Source organism: Allobosea sp. LjRoot90, assembly GCF_964254315.1.
GTDB lineage: Bacteria > Pseudomonadota > Alphaproteobacteria > Rhizobiales > Beijerinckiaceae > Allobosea.
Window position 1 is genome coordinate 164795 of record NZ_CAXUTF020000007.1, and the last position, 25186, is coordinate 189980.

The following is a 25186-nucleotide window of genomic DNA, read 5'->3' on the forward strand; positions in this document are numbered from 1 at the left end:
CTGCAACTGTGGAGACCCGCCTGGCATGTCCGATCCCGTCCTCGTCATCGCCCGCGCCAAGGTCAATCCGGGGGAACGCGACCGTTTCCTCGCGGCGGCGCGCGACTGCATTGCGGCAACGCGTCGCGAGCAGGGCTGCCTCGGCTACGACATCTATGAAAGCGCGACCGAGCCCGGCCAGTTCGTCAGCTTCGAGAGCTGGGAGGCGCGTGTCGATATCGACCGGCATATGCGGGAGCCGCACCTCCAGTCGTTCCTCGCCATCGTCGGGACTTGCGTCAGCGCCGCTCCGGTGATCGAAGTGGTGGAACCGCGATCGGTCGATCGCCTCTGATCCATCACGCTACGGGTTTTCGTCATGCAGCGCGCCATCTCCGTCGTCCGCAAGGCCGCGGTCAAGCAGGACCGGGTTGTCGAGACCCTGACCCTCGACCATGAGGACCGCAACCGCCGCCGCGTCGCGCTGAAAGGCGATGGCGGGAGCGACATCCTGCTCGACCTCGACAAGCCGACCGCGCTAGGCGATGGCGACGCGGTCAAGCTCGAGGACGGCTCGCTCGTCCTGATCAAGGCGGCGGCGCAGAAGCTGATCGAGATCACCGCCGAGAACCCGCTGCGGCTGATGCGCGTCGCCTGGCATATCGGCAACCGCCACACCCCGGCCGAGATCACCAGCGACGCGATCTATATCGAGCACGACCATGTGCTGGCCGAGATGGTCCGCGGCCAGGGCTGCACGATGAGCGAGATCGAGCGGCCGTTCCAGCCGGAACGCGGCGCCTACGACCATGATCACGCCGATTGCGGCCATGATCACGGTCACGCCCATCATGATCACGGCCATGAGCATGGCCACGACCATGGTCATTCCCATGCCGGCCACAGCCATGATCATGGCCAAGAGCATCATCACACGCCCGAGCACGCCCATGGTGCGTCCTGCGGCTGCGGCCACGATCACCACGACGACCACGGCCACAAGCATGACCATGGCCATCACGGCCATGAGCATGGCCACAAGGGCCATAAGCACGACCACTGAGCCATGCAGGGCGCGCTCCTGCCCCTGATGATTTGGCTCTCGCCAGCTTTCCCGGTCGGCGGCTTCGCCTATTCGCACGGGCTGGAATGGGCCTTCGAGGTCGGCGACCTCACTGACGCCGAAGGGCTCGCGGACTGGCTCGATGCGCTGGTCGAGCACGGCGCACTGCGCAACGACCTCATCCTCTTCGCGGCTTCCTGGCGCGCCAGCGGCGAGGGTGACGCCAAGGCGTTGCGGGAGATCGCTGAACTGGCGCTCGCTCTGGCGAACTCGGCCGAGCGTCGGCTCGAGACGGTGACCCAGGGCAATGCCTTCGTCTCCGCGATCGCCGCCTCCTGGCCTTGCGCATCCATCGACGCGCTGCGCGCCGCCTGGCCGGGCGATGTCGCCTATCCGGTCGCCGTCGCGGTTGCTGCCAGCGGCCACGGCCTGCCGCTGCAGCCATCGCTCGAGGCCTTCGCGCTCGCCTTCGTCGCGAACCTCGTCTCGGCCGCCGTCCGGCTCGGCATGGTCGGCCAGACCGATGGCCAGAGAGTCATCGCCCGGCTGACGCCGGTCTTGCGCGAGGCGGCGGTCCGGGCGGAGACCATGGCGCTCGACGATCTCGGTGGCTGCGTCTTCCGCTCCGACCTCGCGAGCTTGCGGCACGAGACGCAATATTCGCGGCTGTTCCGCTCATGATCCCCGTCATCGCCATCGTTTTGGCGCTCCTCCTGGCCGCCATCGCCGGCCTGCACGCTTATTGGGGGCGAGGTGGTCTCTGGCCGGCAGCGTCAGAGGAAGAGCTGATCGACACCGTCATCGGCAATGCGCAGGCCAGGCGCATGCCGTCGCCCGGCTTGTGCCTGCTGGTCGCGCTGGCGATTGCCGTGACGGCGATCTGGCCGCTGCTTCTGATCGGGACGTCCGGCACCGCCGCCTTGCGACCTCTGCTCCAGCTTGGCGGCTTCGCGATCATGGCGGTGTTCTTGCTTCGCGGCGTGGCCGGCTTCCTGCCGGCCTGGCGGCGACTGCATCCGCGCGAGCCTTTCGCCAGCTATGATCGCCGCTATTACTCGCCGCTCTGCCTGCTGATCGCCGCGGGCTATGCGGTGCTGCTCCTGCAAGGACCCTGATCGATGACCCGCTCTCCACACGGCCCCTTGCGCGTCGGCATCGGCGGCCCGGTCGGCTCCGGCAAGACCGCGCTGATGGAGGCGCTCTGCAAGCGCATGCGCGATCGTTACGAGATCTGCGCCATCACCAACGACATCTACACCAAGGAGGATGCCCGCATCCTGACCGTCTCCGGTGCGCTGCCGGAGGAGCGGATCATGGGCGTCGAGACTGGCGGCTGCCCGCATACCGCGATCCGCGAGGACTGCTCGATCAACCTCGCCGCCGTCGCGGAGATGCGCGGCAAGTTCCCCTCGCTCGACCTGATCCTGATCGAATCCGGCGGCGACAATCTCGCCGCGACCTTCTCGCCAGAACTCGCAGACCTGACGATCTACGTGATCGACGTCGCCGCCGGCGAGAAGATCCCGCGTAAGGGCGGCCCCGGCATTACCCGTTCCGACCTGCTCGTCATCAACAAGACCGATCTCGCTCCGCATGTCGGCGCGGATCTTGCTGTGATGGATCGGGATTCGAAGACCATGCGTGGCAAGCGCCCCTATGCCTTCACCAATACGCGGGCGGGGGAGGGCGTTGACCTGGTCGTCGACTTCATCGAGACCGCCGGCGGGTTGAAAGCGCTGGCCCAGAGCTGAAGATAGGACCTGACGATGCGCGCGACCGGATCTCTTGCCATGCTGCTGACCCTCGTTTCGGCTCCGGCCTTCGCCCATACCGGCGCCGGGCCGGTCGATGGCTTCGTCCACGGCCTGATGCATCCGCTGACCGGGCTCGACCATGTGCTGGCCATGGTCGCGGTCGGCCTCTGGGCCGGGCTCGTCGGCGGCAAGGCGCGCATCGCCTATCCGGCGGCCTTCGTCGGCACGATGGCGCTGGCCGGCGCCTGGGGCATGTCCGGCGGCGCGCTGCCGGGCGTCGAGACGGGCATCGCTTTCTCGGTGATCATCCTTGGAGCCGCGGTCGCGCTGAAGGCCTCGCCGCCGCTCGCTGCAGGCACACTCGCCTGCGGCATCCTCGCGATCTTCCACGGCTTCGCCCATGGCGCCGAACTGCCGGAGAATGCCAGCGGTGTCGCTTATGCTGCCGGTTTCGTCATCGCCACGGCCGCGCTCCACCTCGTCGGCATCCTGCTGGCCGGCGCTCTCGCCACCCGCGCGCCGCTTTTCGCCCGCGTCGCTGGTGGTGGGCTCTTGCTGGCCGGCGTCGCGCTCCTCGCTAGCTGAGGCAGGCGTCATCGCCCTGTCATAAGAGACAGCCAAGCGCGCCGTCCTTTCAGTGACGGAGGCGGGGCATGAGTCTGCATATCACCGGCGGCGAGGTGCTGACCGAAGCGCTCATCCGTGCCGATCTTGTCACGGAAGGGGAGAGCATCCTTGGTCTCGATGGTAGCGCTCCGGTTGGCGCGTTGCGCCTCGATGCCACCGGCCTCTATGTTCTGCCCGGCATCGTCGACTGTCATGGCGACGCCTTCGAGCGCCATATCATGCCGCGGCCGGGCGTCTCCTTCGACATCGACCTCGCTTTGCGCGACGCCGACCGCGCCATCCTGGCGAGCGGCATCACCACGGCCTTCCACGGCGTCACCTGGTCCTGGGAACCCGGTCTGCGCGGCGCCGACAACGCCCGCCAACTGGTCGAGCGGATCGCGGTGCTGAAACCCGAGCTCGGCGCCGACACGCGCTTCCATCTGCGCCATGAGACCTTCAATCTCGACGCCGAGGCCGAGATCATCGACTGGCTCGGCGCTGGGCGCGTCGGCGTGCTCGCCTTCAACGACCACACCGGCGGCATCCTGAAATCGAGCAGCCGACCGGGCAAAATCGCCAAGATGGTCGAGCGCACCGGGCTGACGCATGAGGACTTCATGGCGCTGGCCGAGAATGTCTGGGCGCGCAAGGACGAGGTGCCGGGCTCGGTCGAGCGGCTCGCCGCAGCGGCGCGCGCTGCGGGTGTCCCCGTGATGTCGCATGACGACATGACGCCTGAGATGCGGCGCTGGTATCGCGGCCTCGGCGTCACTGTCGCCGAATTCCCGGTTAACGAGGCGACGACACGCGAGGCCGCCGCCCATGGCGAGGCGATCGTCTTCGGCGCGCCGAACGTGGTGCGCGGCGGCTCGCATCTCGATTGCCCGGCCGCCGAGGCGATGGTGCGTGAGGGGCTCTGCACCATCCTGGCCTCGGACTACTACTACCCCGCCTTGCCGCTCGCGCCCTTCATCCTGACGCGCAAGGGCGCCGCGGATTTTGCCACCGCCTGGCGGCTGGTCTCGCAGGGTCCGGCGGAGGCACTAGGGCTCTCCGATCGCGGTGTCATCGCGCCCGGCAAGCGCGCCGATCTCGTGCTGATCGCGCCGGAGCCACAGCCGCGCGTCGTCGCGACGATCGCCGGGGGCAGGCTGGTGCATCTGGCGGATCAGCGCATTCTGGGCTGATCTACCTCGCCGGTTGCCGGCCACGTCGCTGCAACCTAGAATTTCAGCCTGCGGGTAAGGGGAGAGGACGATGGCGCGCTGGTCCGACTCGATGAAGCTATCCGAGTACAAGGAATACGAGACCTATCTGCAGGTCCCTGGCGTCTACGAGATCGGCTATATCCAGCGCGAAACCTTCTATCCGAAATATATCGGCAAGGCGCCGGTAACGCTCTACCAGCGCATCCGCACCTATGGCCGCGATCTCGGGCGCAGTTCGCACAACCGCTTCATCCGCGAGCTGGTCGAGGTCAATTATCACCGCCTCTGGTTTCACGTCATCCGCGTCAGCCGCCCCGGCGGGGCGGCGCTGCGCGAGGCCCTGCTGATGAACCGGATGAGCATCGGTGAGGGCGGCCTCTACGAATGGAACTGCCGCTACGAATACGCGCCGCTGACCGAGGCGGGATACGTGCTGCGGTAAGCCGCTAGAGGCTGGCAGGGGTCCGAACTCTCGCGAATTCCGCTATCCCTTCAGGACAATTCTCTCGCGCCCGCCGGCGTTTCGATCTGCGCGCGATAGCGCAGCTCGCTGCCTTGAACGATCATAGGCGGGCGATCGATGTCGAGCTCCTGGTAAAGCTTCGTGATGGCGGTCGCGTCCGGATGTTCGAGAGCGAACGAGCGGAGCCGGACGCCCAGATCCGCTATCGTCGCCATCGAGCGGCGCTTGCCGCGCCGATCGATGATAGACGGCGCGGCGCCATCAAGCGGAAGCGAGCAGTCTTCGGGGATGGCGAAATCAAATAACGGCTCGGCCCAGGGCAGGGCGACCTTCTTCCCGAAAATGCTTCCGCGACCGGCAATGACGGTATCGATCGTGTCGGTCCTGGCCACCCAGCCGCGCAGGCGCCGGCCGGCATCCCAATCCGCCCGAACCTGCCGCTGATTGTCCAAACCGAACCAGCGCGGGCGGCCTGGCCCATCGCCCTGCGGATCGAGGGCGACGATCTCCAGATAGGTCGTGTCGCCGAGCTGAAGCAGATGGTTGTGCGTACCCATATAAGGATGGCGCTGCCCGAACGGCACATCGAGGTCGAGGCAGGCCCGCGCATGCGCGACGCCCTCGGGCAGTGTGGGAGCGATGACCGTCAGGTGGTCGAGCTTGAGCATCGTTGCCGCGCGCCGGTTCTGAACGATCGCCAGGATAGCTCGCCTCAGCTCGCATACCCCTTGACGCTCGAAAGCGCCGTCATCACGCCGCGCAGTTCCGCCAGCCCGCGCAGGCGCCCGACCGCCGGATAGCCCGGGAACGAGCCCTTGCTGGCGTCGTCGAGCAATTCATGGCCGTGGTCGGGGCGCATCGGGATGCGCCAGTGCTTCCAGCCCGCGGCCTTGCGCCGTGTCTGCTCGGCCATCAGCGCATCGACGAGCGCGACCATGTCGGTGTCGCCGCCGAGGTGCTCGGCCTCCATGAACGAGCCGTCCGGATCCTTGGCGACATTGCGCAGATGCGCGAACCAGATCTTGTCGGCAAAGCGCCGCGCGATCCCCGGCACGTCGTTCTTCGGATTGGCGCCGAGCGAGCCGGAGCAGAGGGTAAGCCCGTTCGAGGGGCTGTCGACCGCGCCGAGGATGAAGGCGATGTCGTCTTCGTTCGAGCAGATGCGCGGCAGGCCGAAGAGCGACCGCGGCGGGTCGTCCGGATGGATGCACATACGGATGCCGACCTCTTCCGCGGTCGGGATCACCGCCTCGAGGAAGCGCTTGAGATTGGCGCGCAGCCCGTCATGGCTCATTTCGGCATAGCGCGCGAGGATGCGCTTCAGGCCCGCCACGTCGTAGCGATCATAGGCGCCGGGCAGGCCGGCCATGATATTGGCCATCAGCTTGGCCCGGTCGGCCTCCGATGAGCGTTCGAACCAGGCCCTGGCCTTGTCCATCACCTCGGCGGAATGACCTTCGTCGGCGCCCGGCCGTTGCAGCATGAAATGGTCGACGACGACGTATTCATGCAGGTTGAAGCGCAGCGCCGTGCCGCCGCCGGGCAAAGGCTGGGCGAGGTCGGTCCGGGTCCAGTCCAGCACCGGCATGAAGTTGTAGCAGACCACCTCGATGCCGCAGGCTGCGAGGTTGCGCAGCGACTGGCGGTAATTGGCGAGGATGCTCTCGAGGTCGCCTTCGCCGATCTTGACGTCCTCGTGGATGGGCAGGCTCTCGACTACCGACCAGCGCAGCCCGAGGCTTTTGTCCTGCTCGATGATCGCCTTGCGCGTCTCGATCTCCTCGACACTCCAGACCACGCCATAGGGGATCTGATGGAGCGCGTTGACGATGCCGCGCGCGCCCGCCTGCCGGGCCTGGGCGAGCGTCACCACATCGTCCGGGCCGAACCAGCGCCAGGTCTCTTCCATCGTCGCGTTTCCTCGTCCGAGTCTTCTTAGGAGGCGGCCTGCTGCGTGGCCGTCGTCAGGTGGGTTTGCTGAGCCCGCCGCTTGCGGCAAAGGCGTCGACATGGTCGCGCGCGATCGTCTCGATGGCGTCGAAGACGGTGCGCAGATGCGCCCGCATGGTCCGCTCGGCCTTGGCTTCGTCGCCGGCGCTGACAGCTTCGGCAATCTGGCGGTGTTCGCCCAGGATCATCTCGGACCAGCCGCCGGTGTCGAGCGACAGGCAGCGAACGCGGTCAAGCTGGGCCTTGACGCTCTCGATCAGGTTCCAGACCGACGGGTGGCCGGAGAGACGCGCCAGCTCGGCATGGAATTCCTCGTCGCCGCGGAAGAAGCTGGGCCGGTCGCCCTCCGCGAGCGCCTGTTCCTGCTGCTGGATCAGCGCGGCGAGGTTGGCCTTCCCGGCGTCGTCGATGTTCTGCGCCGCCAGCACGACCGTGCGGCACTCCAGCGTCTCGCGCACGAACTGGCTGTCATAGACCGCGGCGAGGTCGATCGGCGCGATGAAGGTGCCGACCTGCGGCACGACGACGAGGAAGCCGTCCTCGACCAGCCGCTTGAACGATTCGCGCACCGGCGTCCGGCTGACGCCGAATTGCAGCGCCATGCGCGCTTCCGAGATCGCCTCGCCCGGACGCAGTACCGCGTTCAGCACGTCGCCGCGCAGCGCCCGGTAGATCTGGTCGGTGCTCTGTCTCGCCGCGGCGATGCCCATTGCCAAGCTCTTGTTCACTAGTATACTAGGATACCGGCCTATACGGGGGCGTCAACTCCGAATGCCGCGATTTCAATAAGCGCCGGTGCTAAAAGTGCCGCAAGAGCGCGCGCTAACGGGCTGGGGAAACAACGGGCGGCAAGGCCGCCGGGAGGGGAGATCATGGCTCAGGACACTATCCATCGTCGGACATTCCTCGGCGGCGTCGCTGGTGTGGCCGGTATGGCCGCCGCGCCCGGCGCATTCGCGCAGGGGCTCAAGCTGCCGACCTCGCCCGTCGCGCTCAGCATCATCGACGTCGGCGGCGCGCTCGCTCTGGTACAGGCTCCGCTGGAGAACTACGCCAAGGGCAACCCCAAGCTCGTCTCGCGGATGACCTTCACCAAGGCTCCCGCTCCCGAGCTGCCGGCCAAGTTGAAGGCGCAGCAGGACGCCGGCCGCGTCGATATCGATTTCGTCATCGGCGGCCTGGATGTGCTCTCGGCCGGCATCGACCAGAAGCTCTGGGTCGAGTTGCTGCCGCGCTTCGCCTCCGATCTGCCGAAGCCTGAGGAGGTCTTCCTCAAGCCTGCGCTCGCCATGCACAATCTCGGGCGTGGCCAGGGGATGGCGATGGTCTATTATCCGTCGGGCCCGCTGCTCGAATACATGCCGGACAAGGTCAAGACGCCGCCGACCACGGCCGAGGAGCTGCTTGCCTGGGCGCGCCAGAACAAGAACCGCTTCCTCTATGCCCGCCCGGCCAACTCCGGCCCAGGCCGGACTTTCATTATGGGCCTGCCCTATATTCTCGGCGACAGCGATCCCAAGGATCCGGCCAAGGGCTGGGACAAGACCTGGGCCTATCTCAAGGCCCTGGGCGAGAACATCGAATACTATCCCGGCGGCACCGGCGCGACGATGAAGGAGCTCGGCGACGGCTCGCGCGACATCATCGTCTCGACGACGGGCTGGGACATCAATCCGCGCGTGCTGGGTGTCGTGCCGAAGGAAGCCAAGATCCAGACCTTGAAGGGCTTCCACTGGGTCACCGACGCCCAGTACATGATGATCCCCAAGGGCGTCTCCGACGAGAAGCTCGCAGTGCTCCTCGACCTGATCCGTCACATGCTGACGCCGGAGCAGCAGGCCTACACCTATGACGAGGGCTACTTCTATCCGGGTCCGGCGGTGAAGGACGTGCCGCTTTCGATGGCGCCGGCGGCCAGCCGCAAGGCGATCGAGGAATACGGTCGTCCGGAATACGACAAGCTGATCGCCGAGAACCCGATGGAGACGCCGCTCGACCCCGACAAGATGGTCGTCGCCTTCCGCATCTGGGACGAGCAGGTCGGCGGCGCCAAGCGCAAATAGCCTCTGCTGAAATCAACGAGCAGGCCGGTTCTTGACCGGCCTGCCGCCTTGCTGTCGCCTGCCGGCAGCTGACCGCCAATCCGTTCGAACTCGATGGTCCTTCATGTCGATACATGCCGCGAATTTCCGCGAACTCAGGCTCGACCGGCTCTGCCGCGACTTCGGGACGCATAATGCCGTCAAGGACGTCTCGCTGACGATCAAGCAGGGCGAGTTCATCGCGCTGCTCGGCCCCTCCGGCTGCGGCAAGTCGACGACGCTGAACCTGATCGCCGGCCTCCTGCCTGCGACCGGCGGCGGCATCTGGCTCGACGAGAAGCGCATCGATCCGCTCCGCCCCGAGGAGCGCGGCTTCGGCATGGTCTTCCAGAGCTATGCGCTCTTCCCGCATATGACCGTGAAGAAGAACATCGGCTTCGGCCTCAAGATGCGCGGCATGGCCAAGGCGGAGAGCGAACGCCGCGTCGCGGAAGCCGTCGCGCTGGTCCGCCTGCAGGGCCAGGAGACGAAGCTGCCTGGCCAGCTCTCCGGCGGCCAGCAGCAGCGCGTCGCCATCGCCCGCGCCATCGCGGTGCAGCCGCCGCTCGTGCTGATGGACGAGCCGCTATCGAACCTCGACGCCAAGCTGCGCCTCGAGATGCGCGCCGAGATCCGGCGCATCCACAACACGCTCGGCGCCACCACGATCTACGTCACCCACGACCAGGAGGAGGCGCTTTCGCTCGCCGACCGGATCGTGGTGATGCGTGATGGCCAGATCCGTCAGGTCGGCGGGCCGGAGGACCTGTTCTCGCGGCCGGACCATCTCGATGTCGCGGAGTTCATGGGCTTCCGCAACAAGGTCGCCGGCCGCGTCGCCTCCGTCACTGACGGGCAGGCGACGGTCACATGCGGCGAGGTCGGCGTCACCGGACGTACGAGGTCGCAGGTCGCGGCCGGGCAGGGCGCCCATATCTCGATCCGCCCCGAAGACCTGCATCCGGTCGCGGATGGCGCGCCGGGGCTCGCCGCCAAGGTCGTCTCGACTGAGTTCCATGGCCGCGAATTCGTCGGCTTTGCCCGCATGGCGGATGACACGCCGCTGACCTTCCTAGCCGATAGCCGCATCGCGCCCGGCACCGAAATCCGCCTCGCCGCAGCTCCGGATCGCGTCCTCGTCTTCGGAGAGGGCGCATGAGCACGCTATCTGGCGCGGCGTCGAGCACCGCCGAGATTCCGCTCAAGCAGCGCCTCGCCGCGCGCGGCCTCGACGGGCTCACCATGCTCGTCCTGCCGGCGGTGATCTTCCTGCTGGCGCTGTTCATCTACCCGTTCTTCTACGGGCTGTTCCTGTCCTTCAATCCGAAGGCGGGCGGGGCGCTGGCGAACTACCAGCGCTTCTTCTCGGATTCCTTCCTTTACGGCACGATCGCGACCACGCTCTGGCTCGCCATGCCGGTGACGATCCTGACGCTGCTGCTGGCGATCCCGATCGCCTTCCGCGTCCGGCTGATGAAGAACCAGCGCCTGCTCACCACCATCCTGGTGATTCCGATCACGCTCGGCACCGTGCTGGTTGCGGAAGGGCTGCTGAACTATCTCGGCCCGCAAGGCTGGTTCAACCGGACGCTGATGGCGATCGGCCTGATCTCAAGCCCGGTGAAGCTGCTGCACAATTACTGGGGCGTGATGATCTCGCTGGTCATCACCGGATTTCCCTTCACCTTCCTCTTGACGCTGTCCTATCTCAGCGGCGTCGACCCGGCGCTGGAGCAGGCTGGTGCGACGCTTGGCGCGGGACCTTGGGAGCGCTTCAAGCATATCCTCCTGCCGCTGCTGCTGCCCGGGCTGGCGATCACCTTCTGCCTGTCATTCGTCCAGGCCTTCTCGGTCTTCCCCTCGGCGGTGCTGCTAGGTGCGCCGGCAGGGCCGACGCGCGTCATCTCGATCGCCGCTTACCAGGCCGCCTTCGAGGAATACGACTACTCGATGGCCTCGGCCGTCGCGATGATCATGGGCGTGGTCCAGCTCGCCATCGTCGTCGCGGTTCTGGGCCTGCGCGGGATGCTCTATCGCGGCCCGGCCGGCGGCGGGAAGGGCTGATCCGATGGTCAAGGACACCCGCCTTTCCACCAAGCTCTGGGCCGCGGCCAACTGGACGCTGATCGGCTTCTTCATCGTCAACCTGTTCGGCATGATCGCGGCGGTGGTGACGAGCTCGTTCTCGACGCGCTGGCTGCGCTCCTGGCTGCCGGACGGCTGGACGACGCGCTGGTATGGCGCCGCCTGGAGCGAGTTCCAGCTCGGCGACGTGCTGACGGTCACCTTCCAGATCGTCTTCCTCGTCGTCTTCCTCTCGGGGCTGATCGGCGTACCCGCCGCCTATGCGCTGGCGCGGCGTGACTTCCCCGGCAAGAAGCTGGTGATGTTGCTCTTCCTGCTGCCTTTGCTGGTGCCGCCGATCACCTTCGGCATCCCGCTCGCGACGGTGCTCTATCGCACCGGGCTCGCCGGCTCGATGTCGGGCGTGGTGCTCGCCAATCTCGTGCCGACGGTGCCCTTCGTCATTCTGGTGATGATCCCGTTCATCGAGCAGATTGACACCAAGATCGAGGCGGCGGCGCGCGTCTTCGGCGCCAACACCTTCAAGCTCTTCGTCTACATCCTGCTGCCGTTGCTGATGCCCGGCATCCTTGCCGCGCTGCTGCTGGTGCTGGTGCGCACGATCGCGATGTTCGAGCTGACCTTCCTCACCGCCGGCCCGACCAGCCAGACGCTGGTGGTCGCGCTCTACTACGCGGTCTTCGCCGCCGGCGTGCGCGCCGTGCAGTCGATCGACGCCATGGCGGTGATCTATATGGTGACGACGCTGATCTGGCTCATCATCGCGCTGCGCTTCGTCAATCCGACGCAGATCGTGGCGCGGGCGAAGCGCTAGGCCGGAACAACGCGCGGCCTCCCGCATTCCTCCGCAGCCGGTCGAGCTGCGGAGGCGCTGAATGGTCACCAAGGGCAAGGGAAGCGCCGCGGCGAGCAAGGGCCGCCTGCGCCGCCTGAGCGTCGACGATCTCACCATCCGCCGCGTCCGCGTCGGCCGCAATTTCGGCTATCGCGACGCCGAAGGCGGCAAGATCATCAACGAGGAGACGCTGGCGCGCATCCGCTCTTTGGCGATCCCTCCGGCCTATGAGCATGTGCTGATCGCCAGCGATCCGCGCGCTCATCTCCAGGCGATCGGCCGCGACGAGGCCGGGCGCAGCCAGCATCGCTATCATCCCGATTGGGAGCGCGTGCGCGAGCGCCGCAAGTTGAAGCGCCTCGGCCGGTTGATCGATACCTTGCCGAAGCTGCGCGAGCGCATCGCCGCAGACCTTAAGGACCGCACGCTCTCCCGCGGCAAGGCGCTCGCCTGTGCCGCCGCCATCATCGATCGCTGCCATATCCGCGTCGGCAACGAGGTCTATGCCCGCACCAATGGCAGCCACGGCGCTTCGACCCTGCTCAAGCGCCACGTCTCCGTCACCGGCAGGCATGTTGCGCTAGCCTTTCGCGGCAAGGGCGGCAAGGACATCGTCTGCGGGCGTGATGATGCTCCGCTCGCCCGCGCACTGACGCGATTGAAGACATTGCCGGGCAAGCGCCTGTTCCAGTACCGCGCCGGGGACGGTTCGGTCGCCGCCATCAACGCCGCCGACATCAACGCCTATCTGAAAGAGGCGGCAGGCCTGCCGATATCGAGCAAGGACCTGCGTATGCTCGCCGCCAATGCCGCTGCGGCCGAGCTCCTGCTCTCGACCGAGATCGCCGCCAGCGAGCGCGGTCGCAAGCGCCAGCTCGCCGACATCATGCGCGCCATCGCCGAACGGCTGGTCAACACGCCGGCCGTGGTGCGCAAGAGCTATGTCCACGCCATCGTCGTCGACGCCTATGCCAGCGGCCGCCTCAGCCGTGCCTATCGCAAGGCGCGCGGCCGCGGCGGCTGCTCGCGCATCGAGCGGGCGCTGGGGTTGCTGGCGGCGTGAGCGGGATGCATGGCCGCCTGCCAGTGCCGGGCGGCGGCGGGGGTTGAACCCGGCCCGCGTGCTGGCCAAGCTCGGACCAAATCATCCGAGGAAGCTCCAGGCATGTTTCTCACCAATTCCGACATGGTCGAGCTGATCGAGCTCCGTCACGCTCTCCACCGCGCGCCGGAGATTTCCGGCGAGGAACGCGAGACCGCAAAAGCGATCGTCGGCTTCCTCACGCCGAGCGCGCCCGACCGCATCGTCACTGATCTCGGCGGCCATGGCGTCGCCGCGATCTATGAAGGCACTGAGCCCGGCCCGACCGTCCTGATCCGCTCCGAGCTCGATGCCCTGCCGATCGAGGACCTCTCCGGCGTGCCGCATACTTCGCAGGTGCCGGGCAAGGGCCATCTCTGCGGCCATGACGGCCATATGACCACCGTCGCGGCGCTGTCGCGCGGGCTCGGCCGGCAGCGGCCGCAGCGCGGGCGTGCCATCCTGTTGTTCCAGCCGGCCGAGGAGACTGGCGCTGGCGCCGCCGCCGTGATCGCCGATCCCAAGTTTAAGGAGATCGCGCCCGACTTCTCCTTCTCGCTGCACAACAAGCCCGGTTTGCCGCTCGGCGCGATCCGGCTCTCGGAAGGCCCGGCCAATTGCGCCTCGCGCGGCCTGAAAATCGTGCTGACTGGCCACACCTCGCATGCCGCGACGCCCGAGCACGCGATCTCGCCGATGAAGGCGCTCGCCCGCCTGATGCCGGAGCTGACCGCGCTCGGGCAGGGCGGCGCCCTCGAGGGCAATTACCGCCTCGTCACCGTCACCCATGCCAGCATGGGCGAGCCGGCCTTCGGCATCACGCCCGGCCGGGCCGAGCTCTGGGCGACGCTGCGGACGCTCAGCGATTCCCTGATGGGCTCGCTCTGCGCCGAGGCCGAGGCGTTGGTGCGCGATGCGGCTTCCGCCGGCGGGCTCTCCGTGGCGATGGATTATCACGACGTCTTCCATCACTGCGAGAATGATCCCGAGGCAGTGGCGCATCTGCGTCGTGCCTGCGACGAGGAGGGCATCGGCCATGGCGAGACGCCGCCGCAGCGCGGCTCCGAGGATTTCGGGCTGTTTGGACGCTCGTCGAAATCGGCGATGTTCCTGCTCGGCTCGGGCGAGAACACGCCGCCGCTGCACAATCCCGACTATGACTTCCCCGACGCGCTGATCGCGCCCGGCGCCCGCGTCTTCATGCGCACGATCCGCAATCTGCTGGGTTAGCGGTCGCATACTCCTGCGTGCTATGCGGCGCCTCTAACGGAACAGAGGTGCCCATGCGCAGGATCAGGATCATCGGCATCGGCGCCGGCAATCCCGAGCACATGACGATCCAGGCGATCAAGGCGCTCAACACCGCCGATGTCGTCTTCGTGCCGGACAAGGGCGCCGAGAAGGCGGCCCTGCGCGAACTACGGGAGGAGATCTGCCGGCGTTATATCGAGCGTGACGACTGGCGCACCGTGCCGCTTTCTGTGCCGAAGCGCGCTGCGGCGGGCGACGATTATCGCGGCAGCGTCGACGACTGGCATGCGGCGCTGGCCGAGAGCTATGAGCGCCTGTTCCTTGAAGAGCTCGGCGAGGACCAGACTGGCGCGCTTCTCGTTTGGGGCGATCCGTCGCTCTACGACAGCACGCTGCGCATCATCGAGGCCGTGCGCGCACGCGGATTGGCGTTCGACTACGACGTCATCCCCGGCATCACCAGCGTCCAGGCGCTGGCGGCGGCGCATCGGCTGGTGCTGAACCGGATCGGCGAGCCCGTCGCCATCACCACTGGCCGCAAGCTCGCCGAGAGCGGCTTCCGCGACGAAGCCGGCAGCACCGTCGTCATGCTCGACGGCGAGCAGGCTTTCGCCATGATCGATCCGGCCGGGCTCGAGATCTGGTGGGGCGCCTATCTCGGCGCGCCGCAGGAGATCCTCGCTTCCGGGCCGTTGGCCGAAATCTCGGACGAGATCGTCCGCAGGCGCGAGGCGGCCCGCGCCGAGAATGGCTGGATCATGGACACCTATCTGCTGAGGCGGCGCGAGGGCTGACCGGCGGCGTTTGCCGTTAGGCCACCATACCGGTATGATCTACAGCGGCTGGCCGAGGAGTTTGACTCATGGACATCTCGCTCCGCCTTCGCGATCCGATTGCGCCGCAGCTTGTCGCGGCGCTGCGCCAGGCGATCATCGCCAGCGAACTTCGCCCTGGCGAAGCGCTGTCGGAGAAGGAGATCGCCGGTCGCTTCGGCGTAAGCCGGCAGCCGGTGCGCGAGGCCTTCATCAAGCTCTCGGAGGCCGGGCTGGTGCAGATCCTGCCGAGCCGCGGCACCTATGTCATGAAGATCTCGATGCGCGAAGTCGCCAATGCCCGCTTTGTGCGCGAGGCAGTGGAATGCGCCCTGGCGCGGGCGGCAAGCCGGCTGATCGACCCCAACGGTGTCGCGCGCTTACGCCGTCTGATCGCCGAGCAGGCCGCTGCCGCCGGCCGCAGCGATTATTCCGGCTTCACCGTGCTGGACGAGGCCTTCCACCAGGCCATCGCCGAGATCGTCGATTGCGACTATGCCGGCAAGGTGGTCGAGAGCGCCCGCGCCCAGACCGACAGGGTGCGTTTTCTCTCGCTGCCCGGCACCTCGCCAATCCCGCTGCTGATCACCCAGCACAACGCCATCGTCGACGCGATCGAGACCGGCGATGCCGACACGGCCGCGACCGCGATGCGCATTCATCTGCGCGAAATCCTGAACGCGCTGCCGCGCATCGCCGCCGAGCATCCGGACCTGTTCGAGGACGAGGAGCTGCCGGCCCATACGAGGACGCCACGTCAGCGCTGATCGCCTCGTTGCGCCGCCTTGATCAGCGCGTCGGCGACGCGCTCATGGCCCTCGGCCAGGATCGCGGTGGCGACCCGGACATGCTCGGTCGGCCTGACCGCGCATTTGCTGCCGGGCAGCACCGCGATGCCATGCGCCGCCAGCGTCACCAGCGCAAACTGCTCGGTCTCGACCGGGACCCAGATGCACAGCCCGTCGCTCTTCGGCATCGCGAGCCCTCGTTCACCCAGGCAGGAAACCAGCGCCCGCCTGCGATCGGCGTAGACGGCGCGCGCCTCCGCGACCCGCCGGCCTGTCTCGGCATCGGTCAGGAGCCAGGCGGTCGCGGCCTGCAGCAGCCGGCTGGTCCAGCCCGAGGAGAAGCTGCGATAGGACTGGATCTGCCGGATCACCATGGCCGGCGCCGACAGCACGGCGATCCGAAGGTCCGGACCGAGCGATTTCGAGAAGGAGCGGATATGCACGACCCGCTCCGGCATCGTCACGCCCAGGCTGATCAGCTGGTGGATCGAGACGTCGCCAACGCCGTCATCCTCGATCACCAGCGTGTCGCTGCCGGCGAGCACCTGGCCGAGCTCGGCGAGCCGTGCGGCGCTGACATGCTGGCCGGTGACCGAATGGGTGCGCGGCTGGAAGATGAAAGCGGACGGTCGCCGCTCCAGCGCGGCGGCAAGTTCGCCGGGCAGGGGGCCTTCGGCATCGCGGGCGACAGGCAGGATCTCGGCGCCCAAGTCCTCGATGATGTCGAGCAGCCGCATCGCCGTCGGATCCTCGATGGCGACGCAAGAGCCGGGCAGCACCGTCGCGTGCAGCACCGAATAGACCGCGTTGTAGCCGCCATTGGTGGCGAGGAAGGCGTCCGGCCGGTAAGGCCAATGCGGCGCCACGGCCTCGCGCAGCGCCGGCAGGATCGGCGTGCGCTCATAGCTGTTGAGGTTCTCCGCGCTTGCGGCCTGCGCCAGCGCCTCCCGCAGCGGCGGCAGCAGCGCCGCATCCGGGACCGCTAGCGAGAGATCGAGCGCATCCGGCCCGAAATCGGCGACGCTCGCCATCCGTGTAGGCCTTGGCGTCGCATTGTCGCCGCTGACCCAGGCGCCGCCGCGCCCGCGCCCCGAGACGATCTTCTGCCGCTTCAGCTCGCTCCAGGCTTCGGAGACCGTGCCGGGGCTGACCCCGAGCCGGAAGGCGAGATCGCGCACCGTCGGCAGCCGCATGCCGACCGGCAGCAGGCCGGAGCGGATCAGCTGGCTTAGATCGAGCGCAATGCCGCGCGCGGTACGCTGCGTCAGGCGGCTTGCCAGCCAGGAGGCGTCGGGTTCGTCGGTCATCGAATCAAAAATGAATGTTCAGGAACGTAATATCGATTGATCAGGAGAAATGAACATTTAATCTCGCCGCTGTCCAAGGTTTATCTGCAGCGAGGCGATGGCTTGAAACCTGTGATCCGGCTGGCCCTGCGCGACTGGGATTTCATCACGCCGCTATTGCTCGGCGATCTCACTTCCGACCGCTTCGAGCTGAAGATCGAGCGCCTCGCCGCACTGCCTGACGATTTCGCCAGCGACCCGCGTTTCGACGCCAGCGAGATCTCGTTCAGCCGCTACACCACCGGCCGCGCTCGCGGCGAGACCGGCGTCGTCGGCATCCCGAACTTCATCATGCGTGGCTTCCGCCATCGCTGCGTCGTCACCGCGGCCGAGAGCAAGCTGACGTCCTTCGAGGAGCTGCGCGGCAAGCGCATCGGCATCGCCGGCTGGCAGGATTCCGGCAATACCTGGACGCGCGCCGCCATGGCCGAAGCCGGGCTCGGCATCGAGGATGCCTTCTGGGCAGTCAGCCGCCTTGCTGCCGATCACCCGATCATCGACCGCGTCGGGCGCTATGCCCGGCCCGGTCGGATCGAGGCGTTGCCCGGCCAGCCGCCGCTGCTCGACCTGCTTTCCACCGGCGAGATCGCAGCGGTGCTGATGCCGTTCATGCCGCAGGGTTTCTTCGCGAAGGGCTCGCGCTTCCGGGCGCTGCTGCCCGACGTCCGCGCCGCCGAGCGCGATTATTTCGCCAAGGTCGGCTTCGTGCCCGGCATGCACATCATCGGCATCAAGCCCGAGCTCGCCGCCCGCGAGCCCTGGCTGCCGCAGGCGCTCAGCGATCTCCTCGACGAAAGCCAGCGCGTCTGGCTGGAGAAGCGCCGCCGCTATGCCGACACCACGCCATGGCTGATCGACGAGCTGGTGCGCAGCGGGCATGATCTGCCCGAGATCTGGAATGCGAGCGGGCTTGCCGCGAACCGGGGAATGATCGCCGCGTTCATCGAGCAGCTGCGCATCCAGAACCTCGCCGACACTGATCTGACGCCCGAGACCCTGTTCCCGGCCGCCCCCGCGCTGGAAGGAGCCCATTGATGAAAGCCGCGCTCGGACAATTCGCCGTCAGCCGCGACTGGCAGGAGAATCTTGCCACCACCACCCGCCTGATGGGCGAGGCGACCTCCGCCGGCGCCGACCTCCTGCTGCTGCCGGAGGGCATCCTGGCGCGCGACATCACCGATCCCGACATCGTGCTGAAGACGGCGCAACCGCTCGACGGCCCGTTCATGCAGGGCGCGCTGGCAGCCAGCAAGGGCTCGGCACTGACGACGCTGTTCTGCATCCATGTCCCGAACGGCAAGGGGCGTGTTTTCAACATCCATGTCGCAGTCCGCGACGGCGCAATCGTCGCCGCCTATCGCAAGCTCCACCTCTATGACGCCTTCTCGGCACTGGAATCGACCAATGTCGAGCCCGGCACCGAGGTGCCGCCGCTGCTCGAGATCGCCGGCCTGAAATGCGGGCTGATGACCTGCTACGATGTCCGCTTCCCCGAGCTGGCGCGCCGTCTGGCGCTCGACGGCGCCGATGTGCTGCTGCTGCCGGCCGCCTGGGTGCGCGGCCTCGGCAAGGAGGCGCATTGGGAGGTGCTGGTCACCGCCCGCGCGCTTGAGAACACCTGCTACGTCATCGCCACCGGCGAATGCGGCCCGCGCAATATCGGCGCCAGCATGGTGGTCGACCCGCTCGGCGTCGCCGTCGCTCGTGCCGGCGAGGCTCCGGCGCTGATCTATGCCGAGATCGATCCGGCCCGCATCGCAGCGGCGCGCGCGGCGCTGCCGGTCCTTGCCAACCGCCGCTTCGCCGGCCCGGAGCTTGCCGCATAAGAGCGGGCCTCACGCTGGTTTACCGACAACGAAAAAAGGGGACGTCACCATGGACATGATCGTGAAATTCGCCGGAGCCGCTGCACTGGCCGCGGTACTCTTGCAAGGCCCGGCCTTCGCCCAGGACGCCAGCATCAAGATCCCCGAGCAGAAGGTCGACGAGGCCCTGCGCGCCAAATTGCCGGAGACGATCCGCACCGCCGGCAAGATGATATCGGTCAATAACGGCTCCTTCCCGCCCTACGAGATCGTCACCGATGCCAAGACCATGACCGGTGCCAGTGCCGAGCTCTCCGACGCGATCGGCCAGCTGCTTGGCGTCAAGATCGAGCATGCGACGGTGAGCGGGCTGGCCGCGGCGCTGAGCGGCATCGCCGCCGGGCGCTTCCAGTTCGCCATGGGCCCGATCGGCGACTTCAAGTCGCGGCAGGAGGCCAACGACTTCGTCGACTATGTCCGCGAATTCGTGATCTTCGCGGTGCAGAAGGGCAACCCGAAGGCGATCGGCAGCCTCGACGACACCTGCGGCAAGAAGATCGCGGTGATGTCGGCCGGCTCGGCCGAGAAGGTGATCAAGGCGCAGGCCGAGAAATGCACGGCCGAGGGCAAACCGGCGGTGGAGGTGATGTCCTTCACCGACCAGCCGACCTCGATCCTCTCGGTCCGCTCGCGGCGCTCCGACGGCTTCTTCTCCTCGCAGGCGCCACTGACCTATTTCGTTCAGCAGGCCAAGGGCGATCTCGAGCTCGCCGCGGTCGGCAAGGCCAATGGCTTCCAGGACCTGTTCCAGGGCGCGGTGGTGCCGAAGGGCTCGCCGCTGGGCGAAGTGCTGGTCTCCGCCATCAAGGCGCTCAAGGCGAACGGCACCTATGAGGCGATCTTCAAGAAATGGGGGCTCGAGAACAACATGATCGGCGAGCCCGGCATCAACCTCTCGAAGAACTGAGCGGACGGGTCATGAGCAGCGCGGCTGAGCCGATGCATGACCGGCGGGCGACGTTGCGCGACGTCGCCAATGCCCACCGCCCGTTCGAATGGGGGCGCTGGCTGACCTGGGCCTTCGTGCTCGCGGTCGGCGCCAACTTCGCCTGGATCGTCGCCTGGAACCCGAATTTCGGCTGGCCGGTCGTGGCTCAGTGGTTCACAGCGGAATCGATCTTGCGCGGGCTCTATGTCACGCTCGGCCTCACCGTCGTCGCGATGGTGATCGGCGTCATCATCGGCCTGCTGCTGGCGATTGCCCGGCTCTCCGACGACCGGCTGTTCAGCGGCCTCGCCGGTCTGTTCATCTGGTTCTTCCGCGGCACGCCGCTGCTGGTCCAGCTGATCTTCTGGTACAATCTCTCGACGCTCTTCCCCGAGATCTCGATTGCGATCCCGTTCGGGCCGACGCTGATCAGCTGGCACACCAACGACCTGATCACGCCGATGACGGCGGCGATCGCCGGCCTTTCGCTCAACGAAGCCGCCTACATGGCCGAGATCATCCGCGGCGGCCTGCTCTCGGTCGACAAGGGCCAGTCCGAGGCGAGCGACGCCTTCGGCATGACCCGGGCCCGAGCATTGTGGCGGGTGATCATCCCACAGGCGATGCGCTCGATCGTGCCACCGACCGGCAACCAGCTGATCAGCATGATCAAGGCGACCTCGCTGGTCAGCGTCATCGCCATGGCCGATCTGCTCTATTCGGTGCAGGCGGTCTACAACCGCACCTTCGAGGTCGTCCCGATGCTGATGGTCGCGGTGATCTGGTATCTGGTCATCACCACGGTGCTGAACATCGGCCAGGGCTTCATCGAGCGCTACTATGCCCGCGGCGAGCGCGGCGCGAGCGAACCCATGCCCGTCATTGCGGAGCCGACGCCATGAACGCGATCGCGACAGAGACGGCGCCGCTGGTCAGCGCCCGCAACGTCCACAAATCCTTCGGCAGCAACGAGGTGCTGAAGGGCATCGACCTCGACGTCATGCCGGGCGAGGTGGTCGTTGTGCTCGGGCCGTCCGGCTCCGGCAAGTCGACCTTCCTGCGCTGCATCAACCATCTCGAGGCGATCAATCGCGGCTCGATCATGGTCGCTGGCGAGCAGATCGGCTACCGGCTGAGCGGCGAGCGGCTGATCAAGCTCTCGGCCCGCGCCATCGCAGCGCAGCGCCGGCAGATCGGCATGGTCTTCCAGCAGTTCAACCTCTTCCCGCATATGACGGCGCTGGAGAACATCATCGAGGCGCCTGTCGGCGTCCATGGCCGCAGTCGCAAGGACGCGACCGACTACGCCATGGAGCTGCTCGCCCGCATTGGCCTGACCGAGAAGGCCAATGCCTATCCGCGCCAGCTCTCCGGCGGCCAGCAGCAGCGCGTCGCCATCGCCCGGGCCTTGGCGATCCGGCCGAAGCTGATGCTGTTCGACGAGCCGACCTCGGCGCTCGATCCCGAGCTCGTCGGCGAAGTGCTTTCGACGATGCGCGATCTCGCCGGCCAGGGCCTGACCATGATCGTCGTCACCCATGAGATCGGCTTCGCCCGCGAGGCGGCCGACCGTGTCGTCTTCATGGATGGCGGCCTCGTCGTCGAGCAGGGCCCGCCGGAAGAGGTCCTGGCCAATCCGAGTCACCCGCGCACGCGGCTCTTCCTCAGCCGCTTCATCCGCGAAGCGGCCTGAGGGGGGCGCAAGCCACCGGTTCTGCGCTGGAGAGGCTCAGTCCTCGTCCAGCTCCCTGGCGCGCTCCAGCGCGAGAGCGGTGCCCTTTTCGACGAAGCCTGCAATCAGCTCGAGTTCCTCCGCGCTGTAGTGCCGCATCAGCGCGGCCGAGCGCTCGGCCATCGGGACGAAGAACTCCTGGATCGGCCTGATCGCCTCGGGCACGATCCGAACGATGACCCTGCGCCGATCCTGAGGATCGGCCGCCCGCTCGACATAGCCCTTCTTCGCGAGACGATCGATCAGCCCGGTCACGGCGCCGCTGGTCAGTTTCGTATGCTCCATGATCTGGCCGGCGGTCACGGGGCCGGCCAGCAGGATCATGTCGAGGCATTCGAGATCGACCGGGGCAAGGCCGACCCGCTTGGCGACCGCCTGGCTGTGCAGGGCGCTGGCGGCGCCCATGCACCGCAGAACCGTCGTCAGGCGTTCGATCGCCTGGCCTTGACCTGAGGGCGGCATCTGTCTCATATCTTAGTTACAAAGATAATTAGCAAATGAGATAATCTCATGGACATGGTCGTTCTGTCCACGGCGTTGACGGCGCTTCTGGCCAATATCGCGCTGGGCGGCGGAGTTTTCGAGCATGGGCTTATCGATCGAGCCTGGCCTCGCAAGCCGGAGATCATCCAGCCGGGGAAGGGCGGGATCAGCCGGGCCAGGTTCTGGATACCCGCTCATAGCGCCTTCGAGATCGTCCTGCTCGTCACGCTCTATCTTGGCTGGGCTAATGACGGGGTCCGCAAGGCATTGCTGCTCGCTCTGGTCGCGCATGTGACGCTGCGGCTCTGGTCGGCCTTCGACATGATCCCGAAGGCGATCGCGTTCGAGAAGGCCGAGACGGTCGACGAGGCCGCCGCCCGCGACTGGACGCGGCGCAGTCTGATGCGGTTTCCGCTGGCGCTGCTCACCAGCTTCGCTGCGCTGACGGCCTTTGGCGCGGCCTGCGGGTTGAGTCTGGGGTGACGCTCGATCCGAGCACGCCACTCATATTCACTTGCGCTAAAATCGTGAGAGGTTGCTTGTTCCGCGGGTGCCGCGGTCGGCGGAGGGCGCCAATGCCCTCCGCACTCGTGTCAGCTTCTAGCTCCAGAAGCCCGCTTGGTGGTCACGCGCTGAGAACGCTTCTGCGGCGTCCTGCTCTTGCGTTTCCTGGTTATCCTCGTGGTCGTGCTCGGTCTCGAGCGCGCACTCACAATCGTGCCGTTCCAGCATGGATCGCTCCTTTCGAATGGTTGGGAGGTTGCTTCAGGCACGGGTTAGATATGAACAATTGCTGCACTGCACAAGCGCCGCGAGCGGGTACCCTGCGATCTCGCTGTCTTGTGAAGGTGTCGCCGGGTGACGGAGAGTGGGCTTCGATGCCGGAAAGGTATCAGCCGCTGTCGCCGTCCTTCGTCCCGCCGACAGTCGCCGATTGGCGGGCCGCAGCCTGATCGAGGCATTCGGCCATTTGAGAGGTGCCCCAGGAAAACTTGGAGCATTGCGCGGTTCCCGCGGTCAGGTTCCGGGCGGCTCCGGTCGGCTGGTCAGCGCCGCTGCAGCCGGAAACTGCCAAAGCAATGATGACGAACGTGAAGCGCATGTCGTTTCTCCTGTGGAAGGCACAATCGAGCAGCCATTTTTGGCGGTAATTCGATCTGCAGGAGCGCCCGGACTTTCTTGCGAGCGATCCCGGCCAGATGGCCGGCCGTGTCGTCAGCGCGCTCGCGTGCTAGGCTGGGCCTGCCGGTGCAGCATGCCTTTGTCTGGTACGGCAGACAAAAGCTGGGCCTGAAGAGCCTTGCAGTAGCGTGGGAAGGGCTGATATGGGCTGACCATGCAGCGGTGGATTCAAGATATTGAAAAGTAAGGACAATAGAGCCCTGTCGAGCGTTTGGCGTTTCACTGTCGCCCCGATGATGGACTGGACCGACCGGCATTGCCGGATAGTCCATCGCCTGATGTCGCGCCGCGCCCGGCTTTATACCGAGATGGTTACGGCGCAGGCTGTGATCCGCGGCGACCGGGAGCGGCTGATCGGCTTCGACGATGTCGAGCATCCGCTGGCGCTCCAGCTCGGCGGCAATGATCCGACGCTGTTGGCAGAGGCGGCGAAGATCGGCGCCGATTTCGGCTATGACGAGATCAACCTGAATTGCGGCTGCCCCTCGGATCGTGTCCAGGGCGGGGCCTTCGGCGCCTGCCTGATGCGCGAGCCGGCCCTTGTCGGCGATTGCGTCGCGGCGATGAAGGCGGCGGTCGCCATCCCCGTTACGGTCAAGTGCCGCATCGGTGTCGACGATCAGGACCCGGAAGCGGCGCTCGATGCATTGACCGCGACCGTACGCGCCGCCGGCGTCGACGCGCTCGTCGTCCATGCCCGCAAGGCCTGGCTCCAGGGCCTCTCGCCCAAGGAAAACCGCGAGATCCCGCCGCTCGACTATGAGCGCGCCTATCGCCTGAAGACCGCCAATCCCGACCTGCTCATCTCGCTGAACGGCGGCATCCGGCAGCCGGACGAATGGCTGCCGCACCTCCGGCATGTCGACGGTGTCATGCTCGGCCGCGAGGCCTACCAGAATCCCGAGGTGCTGCTGTCGGTCGATCCGCTGCTCTTCGGCGAAGACGCGCCGGTGGCCGATGCCTTCGAGATGCTGGAAGCGCTCGAGCCCTTCATCGCCGCCCATCTCGAACGGGGAGGGCGCCTGCACGCCTTCACCCGCCATCTCGTCGGGCTGTTTCCCGGTCGGCGTGGCTCGCGCCTGTTCCGCCGCCACCTCTCCGAGCACTGCGTCGCAGTCGGCGCCGGCCTCGCCGAGCTGCGCGCCGCGATTGCCCATGTCGAGCGGCAGGTCCCGTCCGCGATCGCGGCGGAATGAGACGATGCAGGCTGGCGATATGATCGACCCCGCCCTCGTCGCCCGCATCGAGTCGAGCTTCGGCAAGCAGGCCTTCATGGCGACGTTGGGCGCCCGGCTCGTCCGGGTCGCGCCAGGCGAGATCGAGATCGCCATGCCGGTCTCGGCGCATCTGTGCCAGCAGCACGGCTTCGTCCATGCCGGCGCGGTCTCGACCATCGCCGACAGCGCCGCCGGCTATGCCGCCCTGACCACCATGCCGGCGGGCAACGGCGTCCTCACTGCCGAGTTCAAGATCAACCTGCTGGCGCCGGCGACCGGCGACGAGCTTGTGGCCAAGGGCAGGGTGGTCAAGGCCGGCCGCACCCTGACGCTCGCCATGGCCGAGGTCTTCGCCGTGACGGCGGGCAAGGCGAAGCTCTGTGCCATGCTGACCGCGACCTGTATGATGATCGTTGCGCGGGAGGATGTGAGCGACTAGGTCGCGAAGCTGGCCTTACACGCTGAAGGATTGGC

General features: G+C 66.9%; 30 protein-coding genes. 24 read left to right on the forward strand and 6 right to left on the reverse strand.

The window, feature by feature from the left end; genetic code table 11:
* Positions 1-25: 25 nt before the first annotated feature.
* The 8 genes from ACSQ3M_RS23035 to ACSQ3M_RS23070 all read left to right on the forward strand — a co-directional run bounded on the left by ACSQ3M_RS23035 (position 26) and on the right by ACSQ3M_RS23070 (position 5055).
* Positions 26-334 (forward strand): putative quinol monooxygenase, encoded by a 309-nt coding sequence (locus ACSQ3M_RS23035; RefSeq protein WP_436152401.1) that lies wholly within the window; start codon positions 26-28, stop codon positions 332-334.
* 24 nt (positions 335-358) lie between these two features.
* A complete protein-coding gene (locus ACSQ3M_RS23040) occupies positions 359-1042 on the forward strand; it encodes an urease accessory protein UreE (protein WP_436152402.1) in 684 nt (227 codons plus the stop codon).
* Between the two features lie 3 nt (positions 1043-1045).
* Positions 1046-1723: an urease accessory protein UreF gene (locus ACSQ3M_RS23045; protein ID WP_436152403.1), complete on the forward strand. Its 678-nt coding sequence runs from the start codon at positions 1046-1048 to the stop codon at positions 1721-1723.
* A complete protein-coding gene (locus ACSQ3M_RS23050) occupies positions 1720-2157 on the forward strand; it encodes a DUF3995 domain-containing protein (RefSeq protein WP_436152404.1) in 438 nt (145 codons plus the stop codon). Before ACSQ3M_RS23045 ends, ACSQ3M_RS23050 begins: the two co-directional genes overlap by 4 nt.
* Positions 2158-2160: 3 nt before the next feature.
* On the forward strand, positions 2161-2793 hold the full coding sequence (gene ureG / locus ACSQ3M_RS23055; protein WP_436152405.1) for an urease accessory protein UreG: 633 nt from the start codon (positions 2161-2163) through the stop codon (positions 2791-2793).
* A 39-nt stretch (positions 2794-2832) separates the two neighbouring features.
* On the forward strand, positions 2833-3381 hold the full coding sequence (locus tag ACSQ3M_RS23060; protein ID WP_436152406.1) for a HupE/UreJ family protein: 549 nt from the start codon (positions 2833-2835) through the stop codon (positions 3379-3381).
* Positions 3382-3449: 68 nt separating this feature from the next.
* A complete protein-coding gene (locus tag ACSQ3M_RS23065) occupies positions 3450-4592 on the forward strand; it encodes an alpha-D-ribose 1-methylphosphonate 5-triphosphate diphosphatase (protein WP_436152407.1) in 1143 nt (380 codons plus the stop codon).
* Positions 4593-4662: 70 nt separating this feature from the next.
* A complete protein-coding gene (locus ACSQ3M_RS23070) occupies positions 4663-5055 on the forward strand; it encodes a hypothetical protein (protein WP_436152408.1) in 393 nt (130 codons plus the stop codon).
* A 50-nt stretch (positions 5056-5105) separates the two neighbouring features.
* Here ACSQ3M_RS23070 and ACSQ3M_RS23075 read toward each other — a convergent pair whose 3' ends face one another.
* The 3 genes from ACSQ3M_RS23075 to ACSQ3M_RS23085 are packed head-to-tail and all read right to left on the reverse strand — an operon-like array spanning position 5106 to position 7736.
* Positions 5106-5744, reverse strand: coding sequence for a VOC family protein (locus ACSQ3M_RS23075; RefSeq protein ID WP_436152409.1), 639 nt, complete (start codon positions 5742-5744; stop codon positions 5106-5108).
* A gap of 44 nt (positions 5745-5788) precedes the next feature.
* Positions 5789-6985: a mannonate dehydratase gene (gene uxuA, locus ACSQ3M_RS23080; RefSeq protein WP_436152410.1), complete on the reverse strand. Its 1197-nt coding sequence runs from the start codon at positions 6983-6985 to the stop codon at positions 5789-5791.
* 55 nt (positions 6986-7040) lie between these two features.
* A complete protein-coding gene (locus ACSQ3M_RS23085) occupies positions 7041-7736 on the reverse strand; it encodes a GntR family transcriptional regulator (protein WP_436152411.1) in 696 nt (231 codons plus the stop codon).
* 162 nt (positions 7737-7898) lie between these two features.
* On the opposite strand from ACSQ3M_RS23085, the gene ACSQ3M_RS23090 reads away from it, so the two are divergent.
* From ACSQ3M_RS23090 to ACSQ3M_RS23125, 8 genes are all read left to right on the forward strand, one after another.
* Complete coding sequence (locus ACSQ3M_RS23090) at positions 7899-9089, forward strand: extracellular solute-binding protein (RefSeq protein ID WP_436152412.1); 1191 nt, start codon at positions 7899-7901, stop codon at positions 9087-9089.
* Positions 9090-9192: 103 nt separating this feature from the next.
* The gene (locus tag ACSQ3M_RS23095; RefSeq protein ID WP_436152413.1) at positions 9193-10266 is read left to right on the forward strand and encodes an ABC transporter ATP-binding protein; all 1074 of its coding nucleotides are present in this window, start codon (positions 9193-9195) and stop codon (positions 10264-10266) included.
* 83 nt (positions 10267-10349) lie between these two features.
* Positions 10350-11171: an ABC transporter permease gene (locus ACSQ3M_RS23100; RefSeq protein WP_436152552.1), complete on the forward strand. Its 822-nt coding sequence runs from the start codon at positions 10350-10352 to the stop codon at positions 11169-11171.
* Between the two features lie 4 nt (positions 11172-11175).
* Positions 11176-12006 carry an ABC transporter permease gene (locus ACSQ3M_RS23105; protein ID WP_436095863.1) on the forward strand — a complete coding sequence of 277 codons (831 nt, stop codon included), beginning with the start codon at positions 11176-11178 and terminating at the stop codon, positions 12004-12006.
* Between the two features lie 61 nt (positions 12007-12067).
* Positions 12068-13090 carry a DNA topoisomerase IB gene (locus ACSQ3M_RS23110; protein WP_436152414.1) on the forward strand — a complete coding sequence of 341 codons (1023 nt, stop codon included), beginning with the start codon at positions 12068-12070 and terminating at the stop codon, positions 13088-13090.
* 102 nt (positions 13091-13192) lie between these two features.
* On the forward strand, positions 13193-14338 hold the full coding sequence (locus ACSQ3M_RS23115; protein WP_436152415.1) for an amidohydrolase: 1146 nt from the start codon (positions 13193-13195) through the stop codon (positions 14336-14338).
* 53 nt (positions 14339-14391) lie between these two features.
* Positions 14392-15153 carry a precorrin-6A synthase (deacetylating) gene (gene cobF / locus ACSQ3M_RS23120; protein ID WP_436152416.1) on the forward strand — a complete coding sequence of 254 codons (762 nt, stop codon included), beginning with the start codon at positions 14392-14394 and terminating at the stop codon, positions 15151-15153.
* Positions 15154-15221: 68 nt separating this feature from the next.
* Positions 15222-15938, forward strand: a complete 717-nt coding sequence (locus ACSQ3M_RS23125; RefSeq protein WP_436152417.1) for a GntR family transcriptional regulator — start codon at positions 15222-15224, stop codon at positions 15936-15938.
* On the opposite strand, the gene ACSQ3M_RS23130 is transcribed toward ACSQ3M_RS23125, so the two are convergent.
* Entirely contained in the window at positions 15929-17266 is a 1338-nt protein-coding gene (locus ACSQ3M_RS23130; RefSeq protein ID WP_436152418.1) for a PLP-dependent aminotransferase family protein, read from the reverse strand. The genes ACSQ3M_RS23125 and ACSQ3M_RS23130 overlap by 10 nt on opposite strands.
* A gap of 111 nt (positions 17267-17377) precedes the next feature.
* On the opposite strand from ACSQ3M_RS23130, the gene ACSQ3M_RS23135 reads away from it, so the two are divergent.
* From ACSQ3M_RS23135 to ACSQ3M_RS23155, 5 genes are read left to right on the forward strand one after another with little or no spacing between them, the layout of a single operon-like run.
* Complete coding sequence (locus ACSQ3M_RS23135) at positions 17378-18340, forward strand: nitrate ABC transporter substrate-binding protein (protein ID WP_436152553.1); 963 nt, start codon at positions 17378-17380, stop codon at positions 18338-18340.
* A complete protein-coding gene (locus ACSQ3M_RS23140) occupies positions 18340-19131 on the forward strand; it encodes a deaminated glutathione amidase (protein WP_436152419.1) in 792 nt (263 codons plus the stop codon). Before ACSQ3M_RS23135 ends, ACSQ3M_RS23140 begins: the two co-directional genes overlap by 1 nt.
* Before the next feature lie 55 nt (positions 19132-19186).
* Positions 19187-20077: an ABC transporter substrate-binding protein gene (locus ACSQ3M_RS23145; RefSeq protein ID WP_436152554.1), complete on the forward strand. Its 891-nt coding sequence runs from the start codon at positions 19187-19189 to the stop codon at positions 20075-20077.
* A gap of 11 nt (positions 20078-20088) precedes the next feature.
* Positions 20089-21000 carry an amino acid ABC transporter permease gene (locus ACSQ3M_RS23150; RefSeq protein ID WP_436152420.1) on the forward strand — a complete coding sequence of 304 codons (912 nt, stop codon included), beginning with the start codon at positions 20089-20091 and terminating at the stop codon, positions 20998-21000.
* Complete coding sequence (locus tag ACSQ3M_RS23155; protein WP_436152421.1) at positions 20997-21791, forward strand: amino acid ABC transporter ATP-binding protein; 795 nt, start codon at positions 20997-20999, stop codon at positions 21789-21791. The genes ACSQ3M_RS23150 and ACSQ3M_RS23155 overlap by 4 nt, the downstream gene beginning before the upstream one ends.
* 36 nt (positions 21792-21827) lie before the next feature.
* Here the strand turns inward: ACSQ3M_RS23155 and ACSQ3M_RS23160 are convergent, their stop codons facing one another.
* Positions 21828-22292, reverse strand: coding sequence for a MarR family winged helix-turn-helix transcriptional regulator (locus ACSQ3M_RS23160; RefSeq protein WP_436152422.1), 465 nt, complete (start codon positions 22290-22292; stop codon positions 21828-21830).
* A gap of 48 nt (positions 22293-22340) precedes the next feature.
* Here ACSQ3M_RS23160 and ACSQ3M_RS23165 point away from each other — a divergent pair, with 48 nt between their 5' ends.
* Positions 22341-22796, forward strand: coding sequence for a hypothetical protein (locus tag ACSQ3M_RS23165; RefSeq protein ID WP_436152423.1), 456 nt, complete (start codon positions 22341-22343; stop codon positions 22794-22796).
* A 409-nt stretch (positions 22797-23205) separates the two neighbouring features.
* Here the strand turns inward: ACSQ3M_RS23165 and ACSQ3M_RS23170 are convergent, their stop codons facing one another.
* The gene (locus ACSQ3M_RS23170) at positions 23206-23415 is read right to left on the reverse strand and encodes a hypothetical protein (protein WP_436152424.1); all 210 of its coding nucleotides are present in this window, start codon (positions 23413-23415) and stop codon (positions 23206-23208) included.
* A gap of 280 nt (positions 23416-23695) precedes the next feature.
* On the opposite strand from ACSQ3M_RS23170, the gene dusA reads away from it, so the two are divergent.
* Both dusA and ACSQ3M_RS23180 read left to right on the forward strand, forming a co-directional pair.
* A complete protein-coding gene (dusA, locus tag ACSQ3M_RS23175) occupies positions 23696-24691 on the forward strand; it encodes a tRNA dihydrouridine(20/20a) synthase DusA (protein ID WP_436152555.1) in 996 nt (331 codons plus the stop codon).
* A 4-nt stretch (positions 24692-24695) separates the two neighbouring features.
* Positions 24696-25151 (forward strand): PaaI family thioesterase, encoded by a 456-nt coding sequence (locus ACSQ3M_RS23180; protein ID WP_436152425.1) that lies wholly within the window; start codon positions 24696-24698, stop codon positions 25149-25151.
* Positions 25152-25186 lie beyond the last annotated feature (35 nt).